The 23,425-nt window shown below is 68.4% G+C and carries 24 protein-coding genes and 1 pseudogene; 13 read left to right on the forward strand and 12 right to left on the reverse strand.

Features of this window, described 5'->3' with window-relative positions:
• Window positions 1–144 precede the first annotated feature (144 nt).
• Together C6N31_RS32750 and C6N31_RS32755 are read left to right on the forward strand one after the other, a co-directional pair.
• The gene (locus C6N31_RS32750; protein ID WP_138356643.1) at window positions 145–537 is read left to right on the forward strand and encodes a TOBE domain-containing protein; all 393 of its coding nucleotides are present in this window, start codon (window positions 145–147) and stop codon (window positions 535–537) included.
• 95 nt (window positions 538–632) lie between these two features.
• Window positions 633–1,262 (forward strand): dihydrofolate reductase family protein, encoded by a 630-nt coding sequence (locus C6N31_RS32755; RefSeq protein ID WP_198358846.1) that lies wholly within the window; start codon window positions 633–635, stop codon window positions 1,260–1,262.
• A 19-nt stretch (window positions 1,263–1,281) separates the two neighbouring features.
• Here C6N31_RS32755 and C6N31_RS45290 read toward each other — a convergent pair whose 3' ends face one another.
• Window positions 1,282–1,413, reverse strand: a complete 132-nt coding sequence (locus tag C6N31_RS45290; RefSeq protein WP_269285412.1) for a hypothetical protein — start codon at window positions 1,411–1,413, stop codon at window positions 1,282–1,284.
• On the reverse strand, window positions 1,397–2,410 hold the full coding sequence (locus C6N31_RS32760; protein WP_187145167.1) for a hypothetical protein: 1,014 nt from the start codon (window positions 2,408–2,410) through the stop codon (window positions 1,397–1,399). The genes C6N31_RS45290 and C6N31_RS32760 overlap by 17 nt, the downstream gene beginning before the upstream one ends.
• Window positions 2,411–2,439: 29 nt before the next feature.
• Between C6N31_RS32760 and C6N31_RS32765 the strand changes: the two genes are divergently transcribed.
• Window positions 2,440–2,769 (forward strand): hypothetical protein, encoded by a 330-nt coding sequence (locus tag C6N31_RS32765; protein WP_198358847.1) that lies wholly within the window; start codon window positions 2,440–2,442, stop codon window positions 2,767–2,769.
• Between the two features lie 41 nt (window positions 2,770–2,810).
• Here the strand turns inward: C6N31_RS32765 and C6N31_RS32770 are convergent.
• Window positions 2,811–2,991 (reverse strand): annotated as a pseudogene (locus C6N31_RS32770) (GNAT family N-acetyltransferase); the annotation flags it as partial.
• A 171-nt stretch (window positions 2,992–3,162) separates the two neighbouring features.
• Here C6N31_RS32770 and C6N31_RS32775 point away from each other — a divergent pair.
• The 4 genes from C6N31_RS32775 to C6N31_RS32790 all read left to right on the forward strand — a co-directional run bounded on the left by C6N31_RS32775 (window position 3,163) and on the right by C6N31_RS32790 (window position 6,985).
• The gene (locus C6N31_RS32775) at window positions 3,163–3,795 is read left to right on the forward strand and encodes an HAD domain-containing protein (RefSeq protein WP_138356646.1); all 633 of its coding nucleotides are present in this window, start codon (window positions 3,163–3,165) and stop codon (window positions 3,793–3,795) included.
• A gap of 151 nt (window positions 3,796–3,946) precedes the next feature.
• The gene (locus tag C6N31_RS32780; RefSeq protein WP_138356647.1) at window positions 3,947–4,441 is read left to right on the forward strand and encodes a hypothetical protein; all 495 of its coding nucleotides are present in this window, start codon (window positions 3,947–3,949) and stop codon (window positions 4,439–4,441) included.
• On the forward strand, window positions 4,428–5,228 hold the full coding sequence (locus tag C6N31_RS32785) for a hypothetical protein (RefSeq protein WP_138356648.1): 801 nt from the start codon (window positions 4,428–4,430) through the stop codon (window positions 5,226–5,228). Before C6N31_RS32780 ends, C6N31_RS32785 begins: the two co-directional genes overlap by 14 nt.
• A gap of 41 nt (window positions 5,229–5,269) precedes the next feature.
• On the forward strand, window positions 5,270–6,985 hold the full coding sequence (locus tag C6N31_RS32790; RefSeq protein ID WP_138356649.1) for a tetratricopeptide repeat protein: 1,716 nt from the start codon (window positions 5,270–5,272) through the stop codon (window positions 6,983–6,985).
• Here C6N31_RS32790 and C6N31_RS32795 read toward each other — a convergent pair.
• Together C6N31_RS32795 and C6N31_RS32800 are read right to left on the reverse strand one after the other, a co-directional pair.
• The gene (locus C6N31_RS32795) at window positions 6,957–7,367 is read right to left on the reverse strand and encodes an NUDIX domain-containing protein (RefSeq protein ID WP_138356650.1); all 411 of its coding nucleotides are present in this window, start codon (window positions 7,365–7,367) and stop codon (window positions 6,957–6,959) included. The genes C6N31_RS32790 and C6N31_RS32795 overlap by 29 nt on opposite strands.
• A 9-nt stretch (window positions 7,368–7,376) precedes the next feature.
• Window positions 7,377–8,267 carry a radical SAM protein gene (locus C6N31_RS32800; protein ID WP_138356651.1) on the reverse strand — a complete coding sequence of 297 codons (891 nt, stop codon included), beginning with the start codon at window positions 8,265–8,267 and terminating at the stop codon, window positions 7,377–7,379.
• A gap of 266 nt (window positions 8,268–8,533) precedes the next feature.
• Between C6N31_RS32800 and C6N31_RS32805 the strand changes: the two genes are divergently transcribed.
• A complete protein-coding gene (locus tag C6N31_RS32805; RefSeq protein WP_138356652.1) occupies window positions 8,534–9,562 on the forward strand; it encodes a phosphotransferase family protein in 1,029 nt (342 codons plus the stop codon).
• Window positions 9,563–9,625: 63 nt separating this feature from the next.
• On the opposite strand, the gene C6N31_RS32810 is transcribed toward C6N31_RS32805, so the two are convergent.
• Window positions 9,626–10,909, reverse strand: coding sequence for a glycoside hydrolase family 16 protein (locus C6N31_RS32810; protein ID WP_138356653.1), 1,284 nt, complete (start codon window positions 10,907–10,909; stop codon window positions 9,626–9,628).
• 709 nt (window positions 10,910–11,618) lie between these two features.
• On the opposite strand from C6N31_RS32810, the gene C6N31_RS32815 reads away from it, so the two are divergent.
• On the forward strand, window positions 11,619–13,175 hold the full coding sequence (locus tag C6N31_RS32815; RefSeq protein ID WP_138356654.1) for a ThuA domain-containing protein: 1,557 nt from the start codon (window positions 11,619–11,621) through the stop codon (window positions 13,173–13,175).
• An 89-nt stretch (window positions 13,176–13,264) separates the two neighbouring features.
• On the opposite strand, the gene C6N31_RS32820 is transcribed toward C6N31_RS32815, so the two are convergent.
• The gene (locus C6N31_RS32820) at window positions 13,265–13,810 is read right to left on the reverse strand and encodes a hypothetical protein (RefSeq protein ID WP_138356655.1); all 546 of its coding nucleotides are present in this window, start codon (window positions 13,808–13,810) and stop codon (window positions 13,265–13,267) included.
• A 559-nt stretch (window positions 13,811–14,369) separates the two neighbouring features.
• Here C6N31_RS32820 and C6N31_RS32825 point away from each other — a divergent pair.
• Window positions 14,370–15,605, forward strand: coding sequence for a S8 family peptidase (locus C6N31_RS32825; protein WP_244809674.1), 1,236 nt, complete (start codon window positions 14,370–14,372; stop codon window positions 15,603–15,605).
• A gap of 229 nt (window positions 15,606–15,834) precedes the next feature.
• On the forward strand, window positions 15,835–16,614 hold the full coding sequence (locus C6N31_RS32830) for a VOC family protein (protein ID WP_138356657.1): 780 nt from the start codon (window positions 15,835–15,837) through the stop codon (window positions 16,612–16,614).
• A 395-nt stretch (window positions 16,615–17,009) separates the two neighbouring features.
• Here the strand turns inward: C6N31_RS32830 and C6N31_RS32835 are convergent, their stop codons facing one another.
• The 5 genes from C6N31_RS32835 to C6N31_RS32855 form a co-directional block, all read right to left on the reverse strand.
• The gene (locus C6N31_RS32835; RefSeq protein WP_198358849.1) at window positions 17,010–17,384 is read right to left on the reverse strand and encodes a hypothetical protein; all 375 of its coding nucleotides are present in this window, start codon (window positions 17,382–17,384) and stop codon (window positions 17,010–17,012) included.
• 232 nt (window positions 17,385–17,616) lie between these two features.
• Entirely contained in the window at window positions 17,617–18,408 is a 792-nt protein-coding gene (locus tag C6N31_RS32840; protein ID WP_198358851.1) for a maleylpyruvate isomerase family mycothiol-dependent enzyme, read from the reverse strand.
• Window positions 18,409–18,481: 73 nt separating this feature from the next.
• On the reverse strand, window positions 18,482–19,300 hold the full coding sequence (gene melC2, locus C6N31_RS32845) for a tyrosinase MelC2 (RefSeq protein ID WP_138356660.1): 819 nt from the start codon (window positions 19,298–19,300) through the stop codon (window positions 18,482–18,484).
• Window positions 19,301–19,398: 98 nt separating this feature from the next.
• Complete coding sequence (melC1, locus tag C6N31_RS32850) at window positions 19,399–19,821, reverse strand: apotyrosinase chaperone MelC1 (RefSeq protein ID WP_138356661.1); 423 nt, start codon at window positions 19,819–19,821, stop codon at window positions 19,399–19,401.
• Window positions 19,822–20,397: 576 nt separating this feature from the next.
• On the reverse strand, window positions 20,398–20,613 hold the full coding sequence (locus C6N31_RS32855) for a hypothetical protein (protein ID WP_232485944.1): 216 nt from the start codon (window positions 20,611–20,613) through the stop codon (window positions 20,398–20,400).
• Between the two features lie 185 nt (window positions 20,614–20,798).
• On the opposite strand from C6N31_RS32855, the gene C6N31_RS32860 reads away from it, so the two are divergent.
• Complete coding sequence (locus C6N31_RS32860; protein WP_438817435.1) at window positions 20,799–22,097, forward strand: EfeM/EfeO family lipoprotein; 1,299 nt, start codon at window positions 20,799–20,801, stop codon at window positions 22,095–22,097.
• The gene (gene efeB / locus C6N31_RS32865) at window positions 22,094–23,362 is read left to right on the forward strand and encodes an iron uptake transporter deferrochelatase/peroxidase subunit (RefSeq protein WP_198358852.1); all 1,269 of its coding nucleotides are present in this window, start codon (window positions 22,094–22,096) and stop codon (window positions 23,360–23,362) included. Before C6N31_RS32860 ends, efeB begins: the two co-directional genes overlap by 4 nt.
• Window positions 23,363–23,425 lie beyond the last annotated feature (63 nt).

Raw genomic sequence — 23,425 nt, forward strand, 5'->3', positions numbered from 1 at the left:
CATGCCGCGTTCCGGTCAGCGGACCGGAGCACCGGCCACCGGTCGTGGGGCGGGTGGTGGCGTGTCGCCCGTGGGTCTCCAAAACCGTGCCCACCAGCACTGCCGCCGACGGCGACGCGCGGAGTTGGGCTTAGTCTTCGGCTCATGGAGTCCTACACCATTGGTCAGGCGGCGAACCTGCTCGGCGTGAGCGTCGACACGGCGCGGCGCTGGGCGGATGCCGGCCGTTTTCCCACCCGCCGCGAGAACACCCGCCGGTTCGTCGACGGCCCGGACCTTGCCGCCTTCTGCGTCGAAGTCGCGCAGGAGGCCGCCGCGGAGAACGGCGAGGCGTACACATCCGCGCGCAACGCCTTCTCCGGCATCGTCACCGCGGTCAAACTGGGCGACGTCGCCGCCCAGGTCGAGATCCAGGCCGGCCCGCACCGGCTGGTCTCACTGCTCACCCGCGAGGCCGTCGAGGAACTGCAACTGCAGGTCGGCATGCAGGCGACTGCCCGCGTGAAGTCCACCAGCGTCCATATCGATCTCGCCTGAGGGAGAATTCTCGGAGGAGCTGTCGATTCGGCCGTATCTCGTTCGACGCATAGGTGAGAGCGGAAAACAACGAGAGACGGACCAAGGAGAACGCCATGCCCAAGCTGCGCGCACACAACATCACGATCACCCTGGACGGCTACGCCACCGGCACGGGCCAGCGCCTGGACGCACCCTTCGGGGACGGCGTCGACGGTTTGCACGAGTGGATGTTCGCCGCGCTGCGCGCCCGCGACGAGGGCACAGCGGGGATCGACGCCGACTACGTCGAGCGGGGCGACGAGAACATCGGCGCCACCATCATGGGCCGCAACATGTTCGGGCCCGTGCGGGGAGCGTGGCAGGACGAGTCATGGACCGGTTGGTGGGGTGACAACCCGCCCTTCCACCATGACGTGTTCGTCCGCACCCATCACCTGCGGCCGTCGTTGCCGATGAAGGGTGGAACGACCTTCCACTTCACCGACGAGCCCGCCGAAACGGTGCTGCGGCGGGCCTTCGAAGCCGCGGCGGGCCAGGACGTGCGCCTCGGCGGTGGCCCCGGCACCATCCAGCAGTACGTGCGTGCCGGGCTGCTCGACGAACTGCACCTGGTCGTCACGCCCATGCTCGCCGGGAAGGGCGTGCGCCTGTTCGACAACTGGGGCAAATCGATCGACGGCTACCAGGTGGCCGAGCAGGTCAGCTCGGCAGCAGTCACCCACGTCCGCCTGATCCGTCGCTGACGCGCGCCCCCGGCACCGCTCACTTGCGGCGGGACAGCGCGACCATGACCAGCACGAGGACACCGACCAGCAGCACAACCCCCACCACGGTGAGGACGACATGCCCGCCCGAGGAGGGCGGATCAGGAGCGACATCAGCCAGTAGAGACACGTGTGTTCTTCCCTTCGACGGGCCCGGCGACCGGAGCCGGGACCGGCCCCAGTCCCAGAATGAGCATCAACAGGACCGGAAACTCCAGATAGGCGTGGTAGCTCGCGATCGCCGCATACAGCGCCTTGCCCTGCGCGTAGTCCGTCGCGAACAGCGACGCGAGGACCACGGCCACGCCCAGGCCCAGCGCCCAGGCCCGCCAGCCGCGCACGACCGGCACCCGTCGCTCGAACGACCGCGTCGCATCGGGCGCATAGCGCGGCAGGAACCAGACCCAGACCACGTAGTGCATGGTCTGCAGGAAGGCGAACACCGCGACGAAGCGCAGACTCAGCGTCGAGTCCAGCCACGCCGGCGGTGTGTACGCGGCGGACAACCGGTCGGTCCAGGCCGTACCGGCGGCCAGCCAGTGGTCGAACGCCCCGGCCATCAGCAGTGCGGGCACCACCAGGACCCATCCGCACTGCACCGCACGGAAGGTGGCCCGCCCTTGCGGCAACCGGCGCGACCACTCCCACAGGAAGAGCAGCGGGACGACGTTGTGCAGATGCGTCAGCACCACGAAGTGGTAGGCGGGGAAGGCCAGTGAGGTGCCGGCCGCCGCCGCGAGCACGGCGACCGAGGCCACCAGGAGCTGCAGCCGGGAGCGCAGCGCGTGCGCACACGCGGTGCCCAGCAGCCCGTAGGCCAGCAGGATCTCGCCGGTGCGCGTCGCCGTCGACGGCGGCAGCAGGCGGCACACGACGATCCCCGTGATCAGCAGGCCCAGCAGCCGCAGGAACGGCCCGCGCAGCACCCCTTCGAAGCGGCCGGCCACGTACCGCAGTTCCAGCACGTTGTGCAGGATTCCGAACGTCGCCAGCCCGATGACCGCTGTCCCGGCCGGCAGTCGCAACGCCGCCACGAGGGCGACGGCCGCCGCGCACACGAACCCCGCCACCGGCGCGGCACCCAGCCCCCGCACGGCGGGCAGGCCCGCCGCCTGCGCGCTCGCCATCCGTCCCCTCCCCGTGACACGATCCCGCCGTGCCGTACCTGTTCGCCCTCGCCCTGACGCTGCTCGTCGAGGTCCCTGTCTACATCGCGGCGCTCACCGTATCGGCCCGCGTCCGGCCGGCGCGCGCCGGTGCCGCCACCCTGATGGTCAACTGTGTGACGCACCCACCCCTCTGGTGGTTCCTCGCCCAGGTCCCGGCCGCCGACTACTGGGGATACTTCGCCGTGGCCGAGGCAACCGTATGCATGGTGGAGGCGCTGCTCCTCCGCCGTATGCTCCGGCTGAACGGCCCGGTCCCGTACGCGGCATCCGTGACGGCGAACGCGGCGTCGGTCATCGCGGGGTTCCTGCTGATCTGAGCGCATCCGACGCGGCAGCCCCGGCGTCGCAGAGGATCGGATCAGTGCTGGCTCAGGTCCCATTCCCCGACCGTCTGGTCTCCGCTCATCTCACCCGTCGGCCGGACACCGAGCCCCCAGGTAGAAGCGCTCGGGGCCGTCCTCGCCCGGGTGCCGGCTGGTCGTGAGTCGGGTGCCACCGCGGCGGCGGATCTCGGCGGCAACGGCCTCGACCGCAGGCCGGTCCAGGTCCTCCGGAAGTCCGGGCCGGTCCGTCATGTGTGCCCCCGCTGGTCGCCCGGGTGTTCGCTCGTGCCGTTCGTTGCCCACCACCGTAGTAGCTGCCGCTGACACACCAGTCGGTGGCTCGCGTCGAGCGACAGTCCCCGGCGAAGGGACCACTATCGTGCAACCGTGAACGGATCCGTCCAGCGCCCACTGCTCTTCCTCGACGTCGACGGCCCGCTCATCCCGTTCGGGGCGACACCGCAACAGCATCCGAACGGCTATCCGACGTATCGGACGAGTACCGGTCGGCAGGGAGCCGGATCGCATCCGCTGTTGGCCAGGATCAATCCCGAGTACGGCCCCCGACTGGCGGCACTGCCGTGCGATCTGGTCTGGGCCACGACATGGATGGCCGACGCGAACGAGTGCATCGCCCCGCTGCTCGGCCTGCCGGATCTGCCGGTCGTGAACTGGCCCGAGCCCTCCGACGAGGACGAGGACCAGGACGAACGGAACGACCCGAACCAGCCGTATGATCCGGATGCTCTGGATGAGCGGGCCGGACTGCACTGGAAGACCCGCGCGCTCGTCGAATGGGCCGCAGGTCGCGCCTTCGTCTGGGTCGACGATGAGATCACCGACGCCGACCGCACCTGGGTCTCCGCACAGCATCAGGGACAAGCCCTCCTCCACCGGGTCGACCCCCGCTGGGGCTTGACCGACCGGGATTTCTTCGCTCTCGACGACTGGCTGCGCCGCACCGCCGGGCTGCCCCCGTCCCACGGCACGGGACATCCCCCGTCTCTGCCGACAGGCTGAAAATCGCTCACGGAGCCCTGTCCCGAACCGCACTTCGCTGATTACGGACCCGTACACCCGGGCTGGGCGCCACGATGGCGGCGTGAGACTGACTCCCCCTGAGGCCGTACTGATCGGAACAGCGCTGGGCGCCCTCGCTTCGCTCCTCAGCGTGGGGATCGCGCAGCGCTCCACGACCAGGCGTGAGCGCGAACATCGCGTCTGGGATCGGCGGATGGCGGTCTACGACGAAGCCCTGATCCTGATCCACCGTATTGCCCACGACCGCGGGGAGATGCTCCGGACGGGAATCCTCCCCGAACGCCGGAATCCCCAGACCGACCGGGCGGACATCACCCCCGTACTGGCCAAGCTCGAGATCTATGGTTCCGATCAGCTCCTCGCGGCGCATGAAAAGACCTTCGAGGCCATGCGTGAGTGGATCAATGCCTGGGGTATATGGAAGACCCAGGAGGAGACCAACCCCCGGCGCTCCGACCGTGATCCCTTATGGGTGATCGTCACGGAGGGGGTCAGGAATGCGGAGGAGGCGGACCGGCGCTTCGTGGAACTGCTGCGCGCGGAGGCGCGTGCCGATGGGCACGGAAAGCGCAAGGGGGTTCGATTCCGGAACCGAACGGGGGGCCCGACGCGTGACGCACAATGAGAACTTCATAGAGATATTCCGTGACGATCTCCTCCTGGGATTCGGGGTAAGACTGACACGGAACTTCGCTGTCACCGCCGAGCACTGCCTTCGGGATCGCCCTTCCGACAGTGAGCTGTTGAAGGTTCGCCTACCGGACAGCACGTTCGCGACGGGGCTGCTGAAGGATTACGACATGCTGTCCGACCTGGCGTTACTGAGGCTTGGATTCCAACAGCCGCCACCGCTTCCCGAAGCATTCTTCGATCGTGTGAAGCACGGCGACCCCTGGAAGGCCGTTCATCGATTATCGGACTCCGACGATTTTCTGTCCGGCAATGTCGTCGAAGTCTCCCTGCGTTACGGCAGTACGAAGCACAGGGTCGTCAACGCCCTCCGCCTGCAGTGCGACGGTCCGTGCGACGACCACCGCCAGTTCTCCGGCAGTCCGATCGAACGAGAAGCCCCTCATCGCGCATCCACCGTACTGGGCCTCCTCGTCAAGAGGCCGCCGTACTGCACGGCGCCGGCCGACTCGGCATTCGCCGTGACGATAGAGGAGGCGGTCCGCAGCCTGGCAGGTATCAGACTGGTCGTCCCGACCGGCGTATGGCCGGGCACCGGCGCCGGCTCGGCAGCGAACGGCACAGCAGGGATCCAGACTTCCCCGCTGGTCAAGCCTTACGCCGTAGCGGAAGAAAGCGATCTGGAAGACGACTCCTCATCCAGAAAGGCCATAGCGGAGGCCCTCGAAAAATCCGATCTGGGCGGCAACATATACCCGTTGTGGAGGGGACGGCTGTCATGACAGAACGATCACCCATGGGCGCCGGGGCTCCGGAAGGAAACGTGAACGCACTCGAGACCCTGAACGACGCCATAGAACTGGCGGAGGGCTACCTCCTGGAAGCCGGCGAATCCCGTCCGACGGGAGATGACCTCCTCGTACGGTTCGTGGCGTGTCTCCGCCACCGCGACCTGGTGGGGGAACCTCACCAGGCGATCGCTCAGCGACTCGCCCATTTCGCGAAGCTCCTGTCGGCCATCGGCCTGAAGCAGGGATCGCTGACCATAGCCGATCTGACCTTGCGCCATATGGAGATATCGGAGGCCGACCAGGAGATCTATCCCGCCGCCGTCTGGAACGACCTCGGCATGTTGCTGGCGGAACACGGTGATGTGGAGCGATCCCGGCTCGTCCTGAGCTGCGCCCTCAACAGGGCGCGCCGCAGCGCCGCCCCTGAGCTCGCCCGGATCCTCTCCAACCTCAGTGCCGTGAGTCTGCGGGCGGACGACCTGGAGGACGCCCGAATATGGGCCGAACAGTCGGTGCGGGCCATGGGGAAGTACTGGAGCGTCGACAATCCGGAAGCCCGGCTGACCACCGACTGGGTGTTGCTCGAGATAGCCAGGATCCAGCAGGACCAGCCGGCCATCGGGCGAGCACTGGACGACTTCAGCACCTCGGCCGAGCAGTTCATTCGCGTCAAGGGAAGTGAACATCCGAGAGCCATCGCGGCGCTGGCGGCCCTGACCGCCGCGAAGTTCGAGGTGGCCGCAGCATCCGACGACACCGACGTCAGCGAACAGACCCTGGGTGATCTGGAGACCATCTCCCTGAACGCCTCGGCGATTCTCGGTTCCGACCATCGGCAGACCATCGTCACGCAGGCGTCCCTGGCGGAAGCAGAGTTCACTGCAGCGGAGCAAGGCCCGACGTTCGACGCTCGCAGGAAACGCGCCGTGGCCATGCTGGAGACAGTCGCGGACAACGCCTCGGCGACACTCGGCAGGGATCATCCCCAGACACGCGAAGTGCGTCGAAAACTCGCTGAATTGCGTGCCGCCGTGACACCCGCCCAGGAACTTCCCTACCTGATCGATCAGGTGTACCGACCTCAGCAGAACACCGAGCGCAACGAAGCGAAGAAGTCGGCGCTCACGAGGGAGCGATCCATCATCCGGCTGATCGCGCATGCCGGTGCCTCATATTTTCTCAGCCACGTGGATCTGTTCTACCCAGCGATCATTCGTGCTCTCGAACGACATATCCACTTCCATGTCGTGCTCAGCAGCCCATGGAACAGCCTGGCCGTCTTCAGCAAGCGGGACGCGACGACGGAGAAGGCCAACGTTCAGAACATCGTGGACCTCGTCGAGGACAGCCAGTACTACCTGGAAACGTTCCTCCCGGTGATCCAGTCCTACTTGCGGCTTCAGGAACAGTACGGAGACCTCATCGAGTTGCGGCTGACCCCGATGGACATCTCCGGGTCCACGCTCCTCACCACGGACATGGGATTCTTTGAACCCTATCTGACGGCCAACCCTGACTTCCGGACCCGTCGAGGACTGAGTGCCTTCGAGATCCGGTTCAGCCAGAGCAGCAGATATTACGACGACAGCGTGGCCGCATTCAATACCCAGTGGGAATTGGCCAGCACCTGGGGGCAGTTCGGCGCCCACGAGGAACAGCACAAGCAGATTCTTCGCGATGTGGTGTCCGCGCTGAGTGACGACAAGCCGGGAAGAGCCGTCAAGGAAGGTGCAGAGCGCCCGCGCTGAAACTTCGGACAACGCCGACCGAACCGACGAAGAGCGCCTCCGGCAACGCATCCAGCGGCCAGAACTCCCACCTCACACAGCGCTCCGGCTCGCATACCCGGATGTCCCCTTCAAACGCCAGCACCTCTACTCCGACCTGTATATGGTGATTCGCAGCCGGATCAGGATCCGTCACGCAGACGACCCGCGCGCCGATGGCGCGGACACCGGTCTCCTCCTCCAACTCCCGGCGGGCGGCCTCGATCAAGGTCTCACCCAGTTCGAGATGACCGCCGGGCAGTCCCCACGTGCCGGCACCGAAGGCATTGGCACGCAGTCCGAGGAGTACACGATCCCCGACCCGCACGATCGCCTGGACGCCTACCCGTACGTGCTCCGCCATCCCCGTCCCTCACGCATCAGGGTAGGTGTTCACGAAGTTGTCCATGTTTCTCGTCAGAGAAATCAGCTCCCCTGAGGGAAATGCGCCCTTCATCCCCTCCGAGCACTTCGCCAGCTCGTCGAACAGGTTTCCGATACGCCGCTCGCCGGCCTCGTCGACCACCACCATCTCGCAGTCCGGGTCGATGAAGAAGTAGCTGCCCGTGCGGGTGGAGTTCCGATAGACACGCAGAGTGACTCCACGCTCGGCAGCGGCCTTCTCGCACTTCCTGACCACTTCGTCGAAGTCCTCCTGGCTGACCGCGAGCCAGTCCCGATTGTCCGCACCGTAGTTGGTCTCCGACATCTGGTACACCTTCCACACATCGGGAAGCCAGGAGTCCTCCTCAATCAGGTCGAGAACCCTAGAAGCCCCAGAAAGGTTGAGATGCGTGACAACCGTCCCCAATTTGACCTGAACCGGCTTGTGGTTCTTTCGCACTTCCGCGAGCAGCGCGAGTACCTTCTCGCGATGCGGTGCGACGCCTGTCCGCAAGGCCGCGTGTTCGATGGGGTCCGCGGATTCCAGGGGCAGGGCGATCCAGGAGAGGCTGGGGAGGATGCGCTCCATCGTTCGCAGAGGCGCCAGCCCATTGGTACTGAGGACGACTCGCGGCCCCGGGTCTCCCGAGGGAGAGGATCGATGCAACGCGCCGACAAGGTCCGCCAGATAAGGCAGAAGCGTGGGCTCGCCCCCAGAAACCACCACTCCCTGCACGCAGGCATCTCGTAATACTTCGGCAACCCGCAGGGCGTCCCTTCGAGACATGGAGGGAACCTCATGCCTGGGCCCGAAACAGAAGGGACAAGTCAAGTTGCACCTGCCGATTGGCCGGAGGTCAACGAAGGCAGGAAGTTGCATGATGGGACTCTAAACCAAATCCGTAGCACTGAACGTGAACAATCGCAGCTCGAACTGAAGCCCGCAATGGGCCATCCACTCGCTCAAGATCACTCCCGTCACAGATCACGATCTCGTTGGACGCGCATGCTCGGAACATCAGTGCGATGATCAACAGTCGGGCCTGTCCGCCCCTCACCATGACGGCCCAGCCCGCTCGCAGCAGGGTGGAGCGCCAGGGTCCAGGGGCAGCCGGCCGGCGCGGAGCCGCATGGAAGGATGGGCCCATGGGATCGCGGCTGCCGTTCGGGGACGAGTTGAGGAGTGAACTGGGATCGCCCGGTCGCTCACGCAGACTGGGCAGCAGCCCCCGCTCACGTGTGTGGCGCGTTGAGCTGCCTGGAGCGTCGGCCGTGGTGAAGCAGTTCGTGGAGGGCCCCGACGCCGCCGAGCGGTACACACGTGAGGTGACCGCTCTGCGGCTGGCCGGCCGGGCCGCATCACCCGTGGTGCCCGCGCTGCTGGCCACCGATCCCGGCGAGCGTGTGGTGGTGCTGGAGCACTGGGAGCACCAACAACCCGCCGGCGACTGGATCGTCGACTACGCCGCCGCGCTGGCCCAGCTGCACACCACCACCGGTCCGCAGGATGTCGGCGTGCTCCCCCGCTGGCAGGGTCCGGGTCAGGACGACGTCGACGCGTTCCTCCGGTTGGCCGCGGTGCTGGAGGCTCCCGTGCCGCCCGGAGTGTCCGAAGAACTCGAAGCCCTCATCGACCGGCTCGACCGAGCACCCGGGCATGCGCTTCTGCACGGGGATCCGTGCCCTGGCAACGACCTGCACACCACGGCGGGAGTCAGGTTCATCGACTTCGAGCAGGCCTCGCTGGGCAGCGGCGTCATGGAGCTCGCCTATCTGCGCATCGGATTTCCCACCTGCTGGTGCGTCACCTCGGCGAACGAACCGCTGCTGGAGCGGGCCGAGAACGCCTACCGAACCGCGTGGCGCGCGGCGACCGGATCGGAGATCCAGGGCGACCTCACCGACGCGTGCGCCGGCTGGCTGATCCGCGGCGACGCGCTGGTCCAGCGTGCACACCGCGACGGCACCGACCACCTGGCACGTGTCCCGAGGCGGGACTGGAAGTGGGGTACGGCAACCGCTCGGCAGCGGCTCGTCCACCGACTCGGAGTCGTCGGCAGGATGGCCGCCGGCCATGCCTCGCTCCAGGGCGTGAGCAGCCTCAGCACGGACATGCGTCAGCGGATGCTCGCCCGGTGGTCCGCGATTCAGCCGGTCCCGAGCGAACGACCGTAGCGCTCCGAGATGTGCCCGGCCGGCTCAAGGGCCGGCCGGGCACCTGACGTTCCGACGTGTCGGTCAGGTGGCGAGGTGCCACTGCTGGTTGGCGGCGGAGCTGTTGCAGGCCCAGATCTGGAGCCGGGTGCCGTTGGCGGAACTGGCGCCGGTGGCGTCCAGGCAGCGGCCCGATCCCGTGTTGACGAGAGTGCTTCCGGCGCCCGCGGTCCACTTCTGCGCTGCGGTGCCGTTGCAGTCGTAGAGCTGGATCTTGGTGCCGTCAGCGGTGCCCGCGGCGGTGACGTCCATGCACTTGCCGAGCGCTCGCAGGGTGCCGTCGGACGAGGAGGTCCAGGCCTGCGCGCCCGTTCCGTTGCAGTCGTAGAGCTGTATGGGCGTGCCGTTGGCGCTGTTCGACGCCGCTACGTCGACACACTTGTTGCCGATTCCGGTGAGCGGGTGGCCGGTGCCGCCGCCCGAGGTGTCGCTGGTGGTGACGTGCACGTAGTCCACGACGAGCTGCTGCGGAAACGTGGTGCCGGAGTTGGGGTCGCCGGGCCAGTCACCGCCCACCGCGAGGTTGAGGAGCAGGTAGAAGGGGTGGTCGAACACCCAGCGGTTGCCGTTGAGGTCGGCGGGGGTGCGCGTCTCGTAGACATTGCCGTCGACGGACCACTTGATGGAGTTCGGCGCCCAGTCGACGGCGAAGGTGTGGAAGGCGTCGGAGAAGCTCTGGCCGCCGGGGAGCGTGAAACCGGCACCGATGCCGCCGGCTCCGGAGTAGCCGGGGCCGTGGATGGTGCCGTGTACGGAGCCGGGCTCGAAGCCGACGTTCTCCATGATGTCGATCTCACCACTGCCGGGCCAGCCGGCCGTGCCGATGTCGTTGCCGAGCATCCAGAACGCGGGCCACATGCCCTGGCCGCGCGGGAGTTTCATGCGGGTCTCGAAGTGGCCGTACGCCTGGGTGAACTTGGTGGGCGTGGAGAGCCGGGCGGAGGTGTACTGACAGGTGCCGTACCAGCACTGGTAGTTGGCCGGGTTCTCCTTGCGGGCGGTGATGACGAGATTGCCCTGGCCGTCGAGGGCAGCGTTGTGGTTACCGCTCGTGTAGTACTCCCGCTCGTGGTTGTTGACGTTGTCGCCGGTCTCGTAGCCCCATTTGGAGCTGTCGACCGCGCTTCCCGCGGCACCGTTGAAGTCATCGGTGAACGTGGCGGCGGCCGCCGCGGGAGACGTGTTCTCGGCTCCGGAGGCTTGGGGGGACAGCGCCTGCTGGAGCCAGCCGCAGAGCAGGAGCACGGCGGCGGCGAACAGTGCGAGGGGGCGGGGGCTGATGCGTCGGGTGGGGGGTGACGCCGACATGACGGGCTCCTCAGTGGGGGACGGTGGAAAGCCGGAAGGCAGTCGTGCTCCTCGCTTCACGGATGGGGGGCTGCGGGTTCCGGGCACAGAGACGACGGGGGGTAAGCACTCACGTCCTCGTCGTACGACAGAACATGACAGGGCATGACGGACGGGACATGGCGACACCTGGGCTACACATACCGGCCCGTGCGGGCACGCGGGTACGAGGGGTCAGCTGAGGCAAGGTACCGCTTCCGGCGCCCCGCAGCGTCGGAACAGTCGGTACACGACAAGCCCCAGGCAGAGTCCCACGGTTGATGTACGGCCGGTCGAGGTGCGGCCCGAGCGGGTCGGGACAGTGTCCTGAAACGCTGTACGACCACGACCATGCTTGGACTAGACCACGACGCTGTCAAGACCACGGCGTCCCCTTCCCGCCTTTCCGGGGCCATCAGTGCAGTACAGCGCCCCCATGGGTTGCGTGAGCCGCCGGCAATCGCCGGCGAGCGGCAACTGCGGGGCCTGTGCGAGGTCTTGACGGGGTCGTGTCCCCTCGGTTAAATCACCACCTGGATTAAGTCGTGAACAAAGTGAAGTCTTCTACTGATGCTCCGTCAGGAGAACGTCGGTAGGCCGTCCGACCTGTTCGCTGCCGACGCCCGCACCTCGGTCTCTCCGCACGATCCCCCCACTGTCACTCCGCCGTGCCCAGGAGGAACCCCGTCCCATGTTGCGAACCCGCACGGCACTCCCCGTGCAACGCGTACTGATACGGCTGCTCGCGCTCTGCATGCTCCTGCTCGGCCTCACCGCCGTCCCGGACTCGGGCACCGCGCACGCGGCCCCCACCTTCAAGGTGCTGGCGTTCTACGACGGCACCTACGACGCGGCGCACATCAGCTTCGTCCACGAGGCCAACCAGTGGTTCCCGCAGCACGCCGCGGAGAACGGCTTCACGTACACCGCGACCAGTGACTGGAGCCAGCTCAACACCGCGAACCTGACCAAGTACCAAGTGGTCCTGTTCCTGGACAACCACCCGCAGACCGCAGCCCAGCAGAGTGCGTTCAAGACGTACATGGACAACGGCGGCGGCTGGATGGGCTTCCACGTCTCGGCCTACAACGACTCCACTTCCAACAGCTGGTCCTGGTACCACAACACCTTCCTGGGCACCGGCACCTTCAAGAGCAACACTTGGGGCCCGACGGCCGAGACGCTGAAGGTCGAGGACCACGCACACCCGTCGATGGCAGGGCTGCCGGCCACCATCGCCTCGTCGGTCAGCGAGTGGTACAGCTGGAACAACGATCTGCGCCAGAACCCGAACATCGACATCCTGGCCTCCCTCGACCCGTCCACCTTCCCGGTCGGGACGGACCCCGCCCAGACCTGGAACAGCGGCTACTACCCGATCATCTGGACCAACCGCCAGTACAAGATGCTGTACGCGAACTTCGGTCACAACGCGATGAACTACGACACCAACACCGCGCTGTCGTCGACCTTCGCGAGCGCCCAGCAGAACCAGTTCCTCCTCAACGGCATCAAGTGGCTCGGTGGCGGCGGTGCGTCCAATCCGGGTGCCGGCTTCACGCTCGGCGTGACGCCCGCCTCGGGCACGGTGGCACCCGGCGCGTCGGCCACCGCCACGGTCACGACGGCCGTCACGTCCGGCGGTACGGCGCAGAGCGTGGCGCTGACCGCGAGCGGTGCCCCGTCGGGAGCGACCGTGTCGTTCAGCCCGGCGTCGGTGACCTCGGGAGGCGGCTCGACGCTGACCGTGGCCACGACCTCGGCGGTCGCACCTGGCACGTACCCCATCACCGTCACCGGCACCGGCTCGTCGGGTGCCCAGACAGCCACCTACAGCTTGACGGTGACGGGCACCGGCGGCGGCTCGGGTGCGATCACGGGCTACGGCGGTAAGTGCGTGGATGTGGCGGGTGCGAGTTCCACGAACGGTGCCGCGGTGCAGCTCTACGACTGCAACGGAACCGGCGCGCAGAGCTGGGCGGTGGGCGCGGACGGCAGCGTGAAGGCGCTGAGCAAGTGCATGGACGTCACTGCCGCCGGTACCGCGAACGGCACCAAGGTCCAGTTGTACGACTGCAACGGGACCACCGCTCAGAAGTGGACGCCGAGCACCAACAACACCCTGGTCAACGCCGGTTCCGGTCGCTGCCTCGACGCCTCGGGACCGAGTTCCGCCAACGGCACCCGGCTGCAGATCTGGACCTGCAACAGCGCCGCCGCCAACCAGCAGTGGCATCTCCCCACCTGAAGGACCGGTGTTCCCCCGGGTGAACCGGGGGAACACCGTTCGGTCGCGGAATTCACGACCCGGCGGATTTCACCCGGGTCGCTCGTCGATCAGGCGGTGTTCGCCCACACCGTGACGTTCAGTACGACATAGGCCGGCTGGGCCGACGAGATCGTGACGCCGGCCATTCTGCCGTTCTCGATCAGACAGAACGATGTTCCCGGAGCACTGTCGGCCTGATTGGCGAACACGGTGTTACTCGCACAGGCCTCGTAATTGGGTGTGCTGCCGGCTGGAAGACTCAGCATCTTGTCCCCGTTGATGGGCACGAACACCAGATGGTCCGCGGGCGCGGCCGTGCCCAGATCCCCTAATCCCGTCGTGCTGAACTGGGACTGCGTGGGCTTCGTGGGGCCAAGGGGTATGGAGTGGCCAAAACCGAGATTGACGCTGTAGCTGCCGAGAACCGTTCCGTTGGTCGAGGCGGGCGGCGACTCCGGCGACGAAGTGGTCGGATCGGGTCCGGGAGTGGTCGGCGGGGTCGCCACCTTGGCCGGCGGCGCCGTGACGGTGATGGTCGGGCCAGGCTCGGGCGAGGCGACATTGTGGCCGACGACGGCGCCGACTCCGAAGGTCGCCAGCGCGGAGGCCAGCACGGTGACGATGCCGACGACGTTGGTCAGCAGTTCTCTGATGTTCGTCAGCGTCGTGTTGAGGTCGCTCCGGCCGGCGGCCGCGTTCGGCGGGGCACCCTACGGTGGATTTACCGGTCGCGGCGGATTGCCCGGTCGCGGAATACCGGGCGTCGGATTGCCCGGGGTCGGATCGCCCGGGGTCGGATCGCTCGGCTCCGGAGCGCTCGGCCGTGTGGTGCCGGACTGATGGGACATGATCTGGTTCCCCCCAGAGTTTTGGACGGACTCGCGCCGTAGTCAGGTCCGGACATTCCCCAAGATCACGCCGCGGAGCGCGAGATCCATTTCCTGGCCACTACGGCTCGAACACCCACTGGACAGATTAGGAGAAACCCTTATCCTCCACAGCACTTCTCGCAGACTTCCCCAAGGCACCCGCTACCGGCGAACTCATTCGGCCCGATTCGGTTTGCGTTCCATTGACGGTTCGAGGAGCGGGCCCGTGCCCCTCGCGCAGAAATTACGCGACTCGCGGCATATGACCTGGAATATGAATGTTCGCGCATGATTGCCTGCGCCAGTGAAAACCAGAAGCAAGCTCGCCATCGCGACCGCCGTCACCGCTGCCCTGGTGACCGCAGGTCCGCTGTCCGCCGCCGCGAAGCCCGGCCCCGCCGGGGCGGGCGCACCCGTTCTCGCGCCGCTCCGCGTCCCGGCGTCGTCCCCCATCGCCGACCAGTACATCGTCCAGCTCAAGCCGAAGGCCAACGTCGCCGATGCGGTGACCAAGTCCGGGGTGTCCTCCCTGTTCAGGTTCAGCAGGGTGCTCCGGGGCTTCGGCGCCAAGATGTCGGCCGCTCAGCTGGCCAAGGTCAGGGCGAACCCGAACGTCCTGGCCGTGGAGCAGGACGCCGAGTTCCGCGCGCCGGAGCCCGGCACCCCGGCGAAGACGACCGCGGCCGCCGGCGCGGTGGCGCCTTCGGTGTCCTGGGGCCTGGACCGGATCGACCAGCCGAACCTGCCGCTGGACAACACCTTCACCGTGACCGCCACGGGTGCCGGCGCCAACGCCTATGTCCTCGACTCCGGCATCGATTACAACCACAGTGAGTTCGAGGGCCGCGCCGTTCCCGGCTTCGACGCGTTCCCGTCCCAGGGACGCAACGGAGCGGACTGCGAGGGCCACGGCACCCACGTCGCGGGCACCATCGGCGGCAAGACGTACGGCGTCGCACGCCAGGCGACGCTGATCAGCGTCCGGGTCCTCGACTGTGCCGGCAAGAGCAGCAGTCTGAAAGTCATCGCCGGACTCGAATGGGCGGGAGCGAACGCGGCGATGAACCCCGGCAAGCCGGCGGTCCTCAACGCCTCACTCGGCGGCCCGGTGTCCTCCATGGTCAACAGCGCCGTCAGCTCCCTCCTCGACCTGGGCGTCCTGCCCGTCGTCGCGGCGGGCAACGAAGCGACCGACGCCTGCACCACCTCCCCGGCGTCGGCGGGGAGCGTCGTGGCCGTCGGCGCGAGCAACCGGCAGGACCAGGAGACCGACTTCTCCAACTACGGCAAGTGCGTGTCGCTCTACGCCCCCGGACAGGCCATCGTGTCGGCCAAGCTCGGCGGCGGCAGCGTCGCTCTGGACGGCACCTCCATGGCCTCTCCGCATGTCGCCGGGACCGCGCTGCTGTACAAGACCACCCATCCGGCCGCGACTCCGCAGGACATCACGGCCTGGTTGGCGGACACCGCCACCAAGGGCGTCCTGAGCTCGGTCAGCAAGACCTCCCCCAACAAGCTGCTGTTCACCGACGGCATCTGACCCGCCCAGGACCCGGACCCCGCACCGCGGACCCCGCACCGCGCGGCCGGCGGGCCGGCGGCTCCAGGCCCACAGGAGCCGCCGGCCCCCGTTTTCGAGGCCGCCGCTCCGCCATTCGCGATGTCCTCCGGTGGGCGTTTCGCTACGATCCGCTAGGGATCGTTCACCTCGGGGTGGATCTCCCCGCGCTCATGCTCCGACCGCATTCGCGAGAGGCAGGATCGTCACGATGCTCACGACCGACTTCACCACCGGCGCACCCAACTGGCTCGACCTCGCCAGCCCCGACACCACGGCGACGGCCGGCTTCTACGCGGCGGTCTTCGGCTGGACCTTCGAGTCCGCCGGCCCCGACGCGGGCGGCTACGGCTTGTTCCAGAAGGACGGCAAGACGGTCGCGGCCCTGGGGCAGCTCACCGAGGAGGGCGCCGCCCCGGCCTGGACGGTGTACTTCCGGACCCCGGACGCGGACGCCACCGCCAAGGCGGTCGAGCAGGCCGGTGGGACCGTGCGGGTCGAGCCCTTCGACGTCATGGACGCGGGACGGATGTCCTGCCTCACCGACCCGGGCGGCGCCGAGTTCGCCGTCTGGCAGCCGGGGGCGGTCAAAGGCCTGGAGAAGACGTCGGAACACAACACGCTGCTCTGGGTCGAGCTGCACGTTCCTGACCCGTCGGCCGCGCTGTCCTTCTACCGTTCGCTCTTCGGCTGGCGGTCGAGCGAGATGAAGATGCCCGGAATGACCTACACCGTGCTCTCCACCGCCGAGGGCGAGCAGGAGGACGCTTCGTTCGGCGGAATGGTCGCCGCCCAGGGGAGCATGGAGCCGCGCTGGATTCCGTACTTCGACGCGGCTGACGCGGACGACATCGTCACCCGGGTGCAGGAGAACGGCGGCACCGTCCTCGCACCCGCCGAGGACGTACCGGACGTCGGCCGGATCGCCTGGCTCGCCGACCCGTTCGGCGCGCCCTTCGCCGTCCTCAAGCCCCGCCCCCGAACTGCCTGACCCCATCGGGAGGGTGGTGCGGACCGGGGACCCCGGCCCGCAGCCGCATCAGTGGGTCAGCGAATCGATCATCATCGTCAGCAGCTGCTTCCGCCGGTCCCCGCCTCCGACGACCCAGATGTGCAGTTCCGCCGCCCCGTCCCACGGGCGTGGTCCGGGACACCTCGCCGACCTTGAGCACGTCCCGCGAAGCCGCCGGCGTGGCCGCCATGAGCGACACACGCGACCGCGACGACAAAGGGCACCGCCCGGCCTGCCGTTCGGGCCCTCCGGGACCTGACTGCGACCTGCTCCGACCGGGATCCCGAGCCCGGCGCCGGCCAGGTAGGCCACCCAGGTGGCGAGCCCCACCGAGAAGCCGAGCAGCAACAGCGCGTCGATCGCTCCGATCCAGGTCAACGGCAGTGACCGGCTGCTGACGCCGGTGTCGAGATCCAGGAACCGGCCCGCCACAGTCCCAGGCCGAGAGCGAGCCCGACAAGTGCCGGCAGGCCGCGGACGTTCCCGCCGGCTCGCCGGAACTCGGCGTACCGCCGGCCCGAGACCGCCAGGAGCGCCGCCACCGCCGCACTCCACCCGACCTGCAGTGCGGTGGACCAGCTGTTGCCCGCATGGGACAGGCCCGACTCGGTGGTGGCCAGTGCCACATGACCCCACGCCACCTGCACGGCCAACCCGCCCGCCAGGGCTTCCACGACTCCGGGGCGCAGCGGGACACGAGGTTGGGCCAGGGCGCCGTCCGCGCCGGCCGGGAGGGATGCTTGGCCCACGCGACACACCACCACCGGATCCGTCAGCCACGTCGGCGGACGGGCCGGCGTGGCACGGGCGACCAGGGTGCGCAGTTCCCCGGCGAGCGCCGGGTCGGCCTGGAGATCCAGCGGGGGGAGGAAGTTGCCGGAACCTACGCCCTTCGGCGAGAACCCGCCGGACAGCGCCGGGACGGGCTCGGCCGGATCGCGGTCGATGGCCCGATACCGCGTCGAAATCCGGGAGGGCGCGTCACCCGAAGCCGATGCGTTCCAGCCAGAAGTCGAGCAGTTCCACGTCGCCGATGATCTCGATGCCTTCGGTCCGGGCCGGGAGGCGTTTGTAGATGATCAGCAGGAGGTCGGACAGCGGGCCGCGTACGGCGACTGCGGCTTTCTCATGGGCCCGGCGCCAGACGATGGCGTCGCCGGTGAGATCGATCAGCCACTCCGCCGCCGCCTGCGGCGGGGTGTCCGTGGCGTGGAAGTGCAGAGTGCGGCCGGGGCCGAGGAGTTCGCGCATCCAGGGGTGGACCTCGAAGTGCATCGGCAGAGCGCCGAGCTCCATCCACTCGTCGATGCCGTCGAGGGCGACCTCCTGCTCGGCGGTGAACTTCTTGCCGATCGCCAGGGTCGCGTCGGCCCGGTGGATGACCGTCTCGTGCAGGAACCGGCGCGCGTAGAACGCGGTGGTGCCCCCGGTGACCGGGGTCCACACCTTCGTGTCCGGCCCGGCGCCGCGCAGCGTTTCCGCCAGCTGCGCGGCGCCCTCGACGAGCCACGGTCCGAGCACCGCGGGATCCTCGTGGGTGTACGCGGACAGATCACGGAAGTGATCGTCCGGGATCGGCTCCAGGACCCGCTTCCGGACCACTTCCTCGGCCCAGCGCTGGCCGCCGCCGAGGTGCCGCAGCAGCTGGCCGGCGTTCCACCCGGGGCAGGAGGGCACCGGGACCGTGAGGTCCGCACCCTCGATGGAGGCGTACAACAAGCCGGTCTGCGCGACGATCTCGGAGCAATGGCGGTCATGGCTCAAAGCGCTCATGACGTCACGATAGACCGCACCTCCGACAGCGCCACCGCTCCTGGTCCGCGCCTCCGCCGCCGGGCGGGTCAGGTCACGCGTACGTGTAGCGGGAGGTGTGGTCGAGCAGGTCGGCCGGGGTGATGTCGTTCCACGGCTTCATGGTGTCGCGCAGGTCGACGACGTCCGGCGTCCCCGCGGCCGGCAGGTACGGCGAGGTCGGGTGCAGTCGCTGCCAGTCCGCCCACAGCTTGTCTATGAAGCAGTGGTGCAGCCAGAACACCGGGTCGTTGGGCGACACGCCGGTGCCCATCTGGCCGCCGACCCACACATGGACCCGGTTGTGCAGATTGACTCCGCGCCAGCCCTCCAGGTGGTTGCGGAAGCCGTTCGACTGGCTGTTCCACGGCGCCATGTCGTACACGGGCATGGCGAGGACGGAATCGACCTCGGCCCGGGTCGGCAGGGGGCGGCCTCCGCCGCCGAGCTGGCGGCGCAGATAGTTGCGGGAGTCGACGCGGACGTTCACCGCCCACCGTCCGGAGTTGAAGGCGAACGGGCCGGTGGTCACCTGCGCGTCGCTGGCGCGCCCGTCGCCGCCGAGGAAGTCCGCGCCCCACAGGGAGGCGGACGCCGTACGGTCCCGGGTCCAGTCCCAGTACGGCAGCATGACCGAGGAGTCGACGGACTGCAGCGCCTGCTCGAACTCGAGAAGGAATCTGCGGTGCCAGGGCAGGAAGGACGGCGATCGGTGGCCGACCCGCTCCCCGTTGTCGACGTCGGACATGATGAACGCGTTGTGCGTGGTGACGAAATCGTCGTACCGGCCACTGCGCTTGAGTTCCAGTACGGCGTCGGTGAAGGCACGCTTCTGTGCGGCGGTGAGGTTCGCTTGGTTCTGACGGACTGCCATGAAGAGTCTTCGTCCTTTGCGGGTGGTTCGGGTTCCGACGGGTCGCGTCGCGACGGGTCGGATTAAGGTGCGGCGGTTCGGGTCGGGCGACGATCGGGTCAGACAGCGACCGGGACGAGCGCGGCGCCCTGCAGTTCGAGCACCGCGGCCCGGGCCGCAGCACGCGGCGTGGCGAACGTCTCGTAGTGGTTCACGACGCTGATCCAGGAGGAGTCGGCGTTCTGCATCACATGCAGTTCCTTGCCGTCCACGAACACCGCGTAGCCCGGCCCCCCGTGGTGGTGTCCGCCGGCGGCCCGCGGCGCGCCGTGTATGCGCCGGCCCCGGTAGGTCTCGTCGAACGCCTCAGGTCCGGTGTGCGGGACGGACCCCGCGGTGTTGTCGATGTCGTTCCCGGTGTCGTTCCCGGTGCCCCGGGCGGCCAGCGCCACCGGCAGGCCCAGCGCGACCCCGGTGAACGCGGCGGCGGCAACGCCCGTGACGGCGCCGCGCAGCACGCTGCGGCGGGTGAGTTCAGACATGTACGGCCCCCATCTTGTCGCCTTCGGGTACATCGACCCCAGAAGGCAGGAATCCCAACGGGTAGTCACATTTCGTGATCTCCCGACCGGGATGTTCGCAGGCGGCGGCCGCGAGTGGAAAGGAGTGTCTTACCCGTTGGCTCCTTACCGGACATTCCCTCGCAAGATGTGGAAAGTTGAACGGAGTGGATCTTGCAGAACGTCCGGCGCTATACGGGTTCGGACGCGAAAATCTCCTGAATGAAGCCGAAGGAGCGACAAATCCTCGGGTTGTACGGGAATTATGGTGATGTCCCCCACCAAAAGATCACGACGCAAAAGTGTTCGACGGTGAGCAGCGGACCGGCCGCCAGGAGCGCCGCGGCGGCGGACGCGGAGGTGGATCACGAGGTGGATCACGGGCTGGATCAAACAGCGCGGCCGGGCCCCGAGGGCGCACCATCACGCCCCGGGACCCGGCCGTTGACCGGACTTCAACCATGACACCTGCGACGGATCACCCTCGTGGATCAGAACCACGGAGTGCAGCGCGCCGTCCCGTCGTTGCCGGCCTGCACAGGGTGAAGTAACGGAGGCTCACGCCACGAGGCGGGGCGGCATCGTCCGGTCCACGTCGTCCAGGCTCAGGACGCACTGGGGCACGCTGGAGCCGAAGCGTGGCTGGTGGATGCGGATCTGGAACGGCTGGGCGGGGTCTTCCGGCAGTTCGGCCGTCAGCACACTCGACCCGGCGCGGACACGCTGGTGGGCGACTTCCTTGCCGTCGACCAACACCTCGACGTCACGGCTCACGCCGGAGCGGATATTGACGGTGATCGAATGGCCGAGATGATCCAGGTGGAAATGATGTCGTCGGGGCACAGCGCACCTCCGGAGCGGACCTCACTACCAGCGTAAACCCGTCCTTCGACTCCCGCGCTTCGCCCTACCATGCAACGACGCCGCCTTCCCACCGCCGACATCCTTGGAGGCCCGCTGTGCCCGGCCCCGGCCCCGTCTCCGACCCCGGCCAGGACACCGACGATCCTGCGGGGCAGGTCGGAGATCCTGGCCGGCCGCCGTGGCACCGACGCCGCCGGCAGGTGTGGCTGGCGGGAGGCGTGGTCGCCTCCGTGGCACTGATCGCGGGGGTCGCCCTGTGGGCGGGGTCGCCGGACGGCCCGCAGACGGCGGACGACCCCGCGCCGCCGCACGCGGACGATGGTCTGCCGCACACCTCCGTGGAGGTGTCGCGGAGCAGCTGCGGACAGGGCTGGGTACGCCCGCAGCCGGGGACGCAGGTGTTCGATCTCCGCAACACCTCCAGCGGGGCCGCCGAGGTCGACCTCCTGGATCCGGCCACCGGCGCGGTCTACGGCGAGGTGGAGGGGTTGGCGCCCGGCACGACCCGGCCGATGCGCGTGCTGCTGGGGAACGGTACGTACGCGTTCAAGTGCTTGCCCGACGACGCGGACGCCGTCACCGGTCCCACGGTACGGGTGAGCGGAGGGTCGGCCGCGCGGGGACCGGCCGCCGTGCCCGTGACGGCGCACGATCTCATCCCGCCGACGTTGGCCTACCAGCAGTGGATCCAGGCCAGAACCGTCGAGCTGGCGGAGCGGACCGCTGCGCTGAAGGACGCCGTCGACGCCGGCGACCTGGCGGCGGCCCGGCGCGCGTGGCTGCCCGCGCATCTGGTCTACGAGCGGATGGGCGCGGCGTACGGAACGTTCGGGGACGCGGACTCCGCGATCAACGGAACGACGGCAGGGCTGCCCGGCAGCCTTGCCGACCCCGGCTTCGCGGGGTTCCACCGCGTCGAGTACGGGCTGTGGCACGGGGAGTCCGCGGCGTCGCTGCGCGGGCCCGCTGACGCTCTCGCCGAGGCGGTGCGGGCGCTGCGGGACGGGTGGCCGCAGGAGCGGATGGATCCGGGGGATCTGGGGCTGCGCGCGCACGAGATCCTGGAGAACACCGTGCAGCGGGAACTGACCGGACGCACCGACTACGGCAGCGGCAGCAACCTCGCCACCGCCCGCGCCAATCTCGACGGGACACGTGAGCTGCTCGGCCGGCTGCACCCGCTGCTGGCGACCCGGTTCCCTGAACTGCCGCGACTGGACGCCTGGTTGGACCGCACCCAGCACACCCTCGACTCCTTCGACTACGACGGGACCTGGGCTCCGCTGGGCACGCTGCCCCGCGCGGACCGGCAGCGGATCAACAGCGACATGAGTGAACTGGTGGAGCGGCTGGCCCCGGTGGCGGCCCTGTGCGATGTACGGAGAACGACATGAGCCAGGTGCGACGACGCGGACTCCTGCGCGGTGCGGCCGCCGGTATCGGTACGGCGGTGGCCGGAGCCGCGGTGTCGGGAGCCGCCGTGTCGGACGCCGGGCCCAGCGCGGCCACGTCCGCCGCCGACTCCACGGACACGCCCACCGCGCCCGGTGACTTCCACGGTGCGCACCAGGGCGGAATCCTCACGCCGCCGCAGCGCGCCACGGCGATGGTCTCGTTCGACGTGACCGCCGAGGGCCGCCGGGAGCTGACGGAGCTCCTCCGTACGCTCACCGACCGGGCCCGGTTCCTGGCCGCCGGCGGGACCCCGCCCCCGGTCGGGATCACCGCACCGCCGTCCGACTCCGGCGTGCTCGGCCCGCAGGTCCCGTCAGGTGGTCTGACCGTCACGGCCGGGGTGGGGAGCTCCCTGTTCGACGGCCGCTTCGGACTGACGGATCTCAAGCCGTCGCGGCTGGGCGTGATGCCGTCGTTCCCCGACGACGATCTGGACCCGGCCTGGTGCCACGGCGATCTGAGCCTGCAGCTGTCCGCGTCCAGCCCGGACGTCGTGCTGCACGCGCTGCGTGACATCGCCCGCCACACCCGCGGCGGTCTGCAGGTGCGCTGGCGGATGGACGGCTTCACCAGCCCGCCCCGCCCGAGCGGCACGCCCCGCAACCACCTCGGGTTCAAGGACGGCACCGCCAACCCGGACACGGCGAAGGCGACCGAGGCGGACCGGCTGCTCTGGGTGGGCGCGGGCGCCGAACCGCGGTGGACCGCCGGCGGCACCTACCAGGTGGTGCGGCTGATCCGGATGCTCGTCGAGTTCTGGGACCGGGTCTCGATCACCGAGCAGGAACGGATGTTCGGCCGCAGCCGCGACACCGGCGCGCCGCTGGACGGTGACGCCGAGTTCGACGCGCCCAGGTACACGCAGGATCCCAAAGGCGATGTGATCCCGCTCGACAGTCATATCCGCCTCGCCAACCCCCGCACCCCGCAGACCGAGGGCCAGCGCATCCTGCGCCGCGGCTACAACTACGACCGGGGCATGGACAGCAACGGCAACCTCGACATGGGGCTGATCTTCTCCTGCTACCAGCAGGACCTGGTCCGGCAGTTCGAGACCGTGCAGAAGCGCCTCGCGGGCGAGCCGTTGGTGGACTACGTCCAGCCGTTCGGGGGCGGCTACTTCTTCGTCCTGCCCGGAGTCCGGGACCGCACCGACTGGCTGGGACGGGCCCTGCTCACCCAGAACCCGCATATACGCCCATAGCAGTCGAAGACTTCGGTGACGCCCCGCCCGGAACGGTCAACGGCAAGTCAAGCGTTGGCCTGT

Origin of the sequence: Streptomyces fildesensis (assembly GCF_016107395.1) — a bacterium.
Taxonomy (GTDB): domain Bacteria; phylum Actinomycetota; class Actinomycetes; order Streptomycetales; family Streptomycetaceae; genus Actinacidiphila; species Actinacidiphila fildesensis.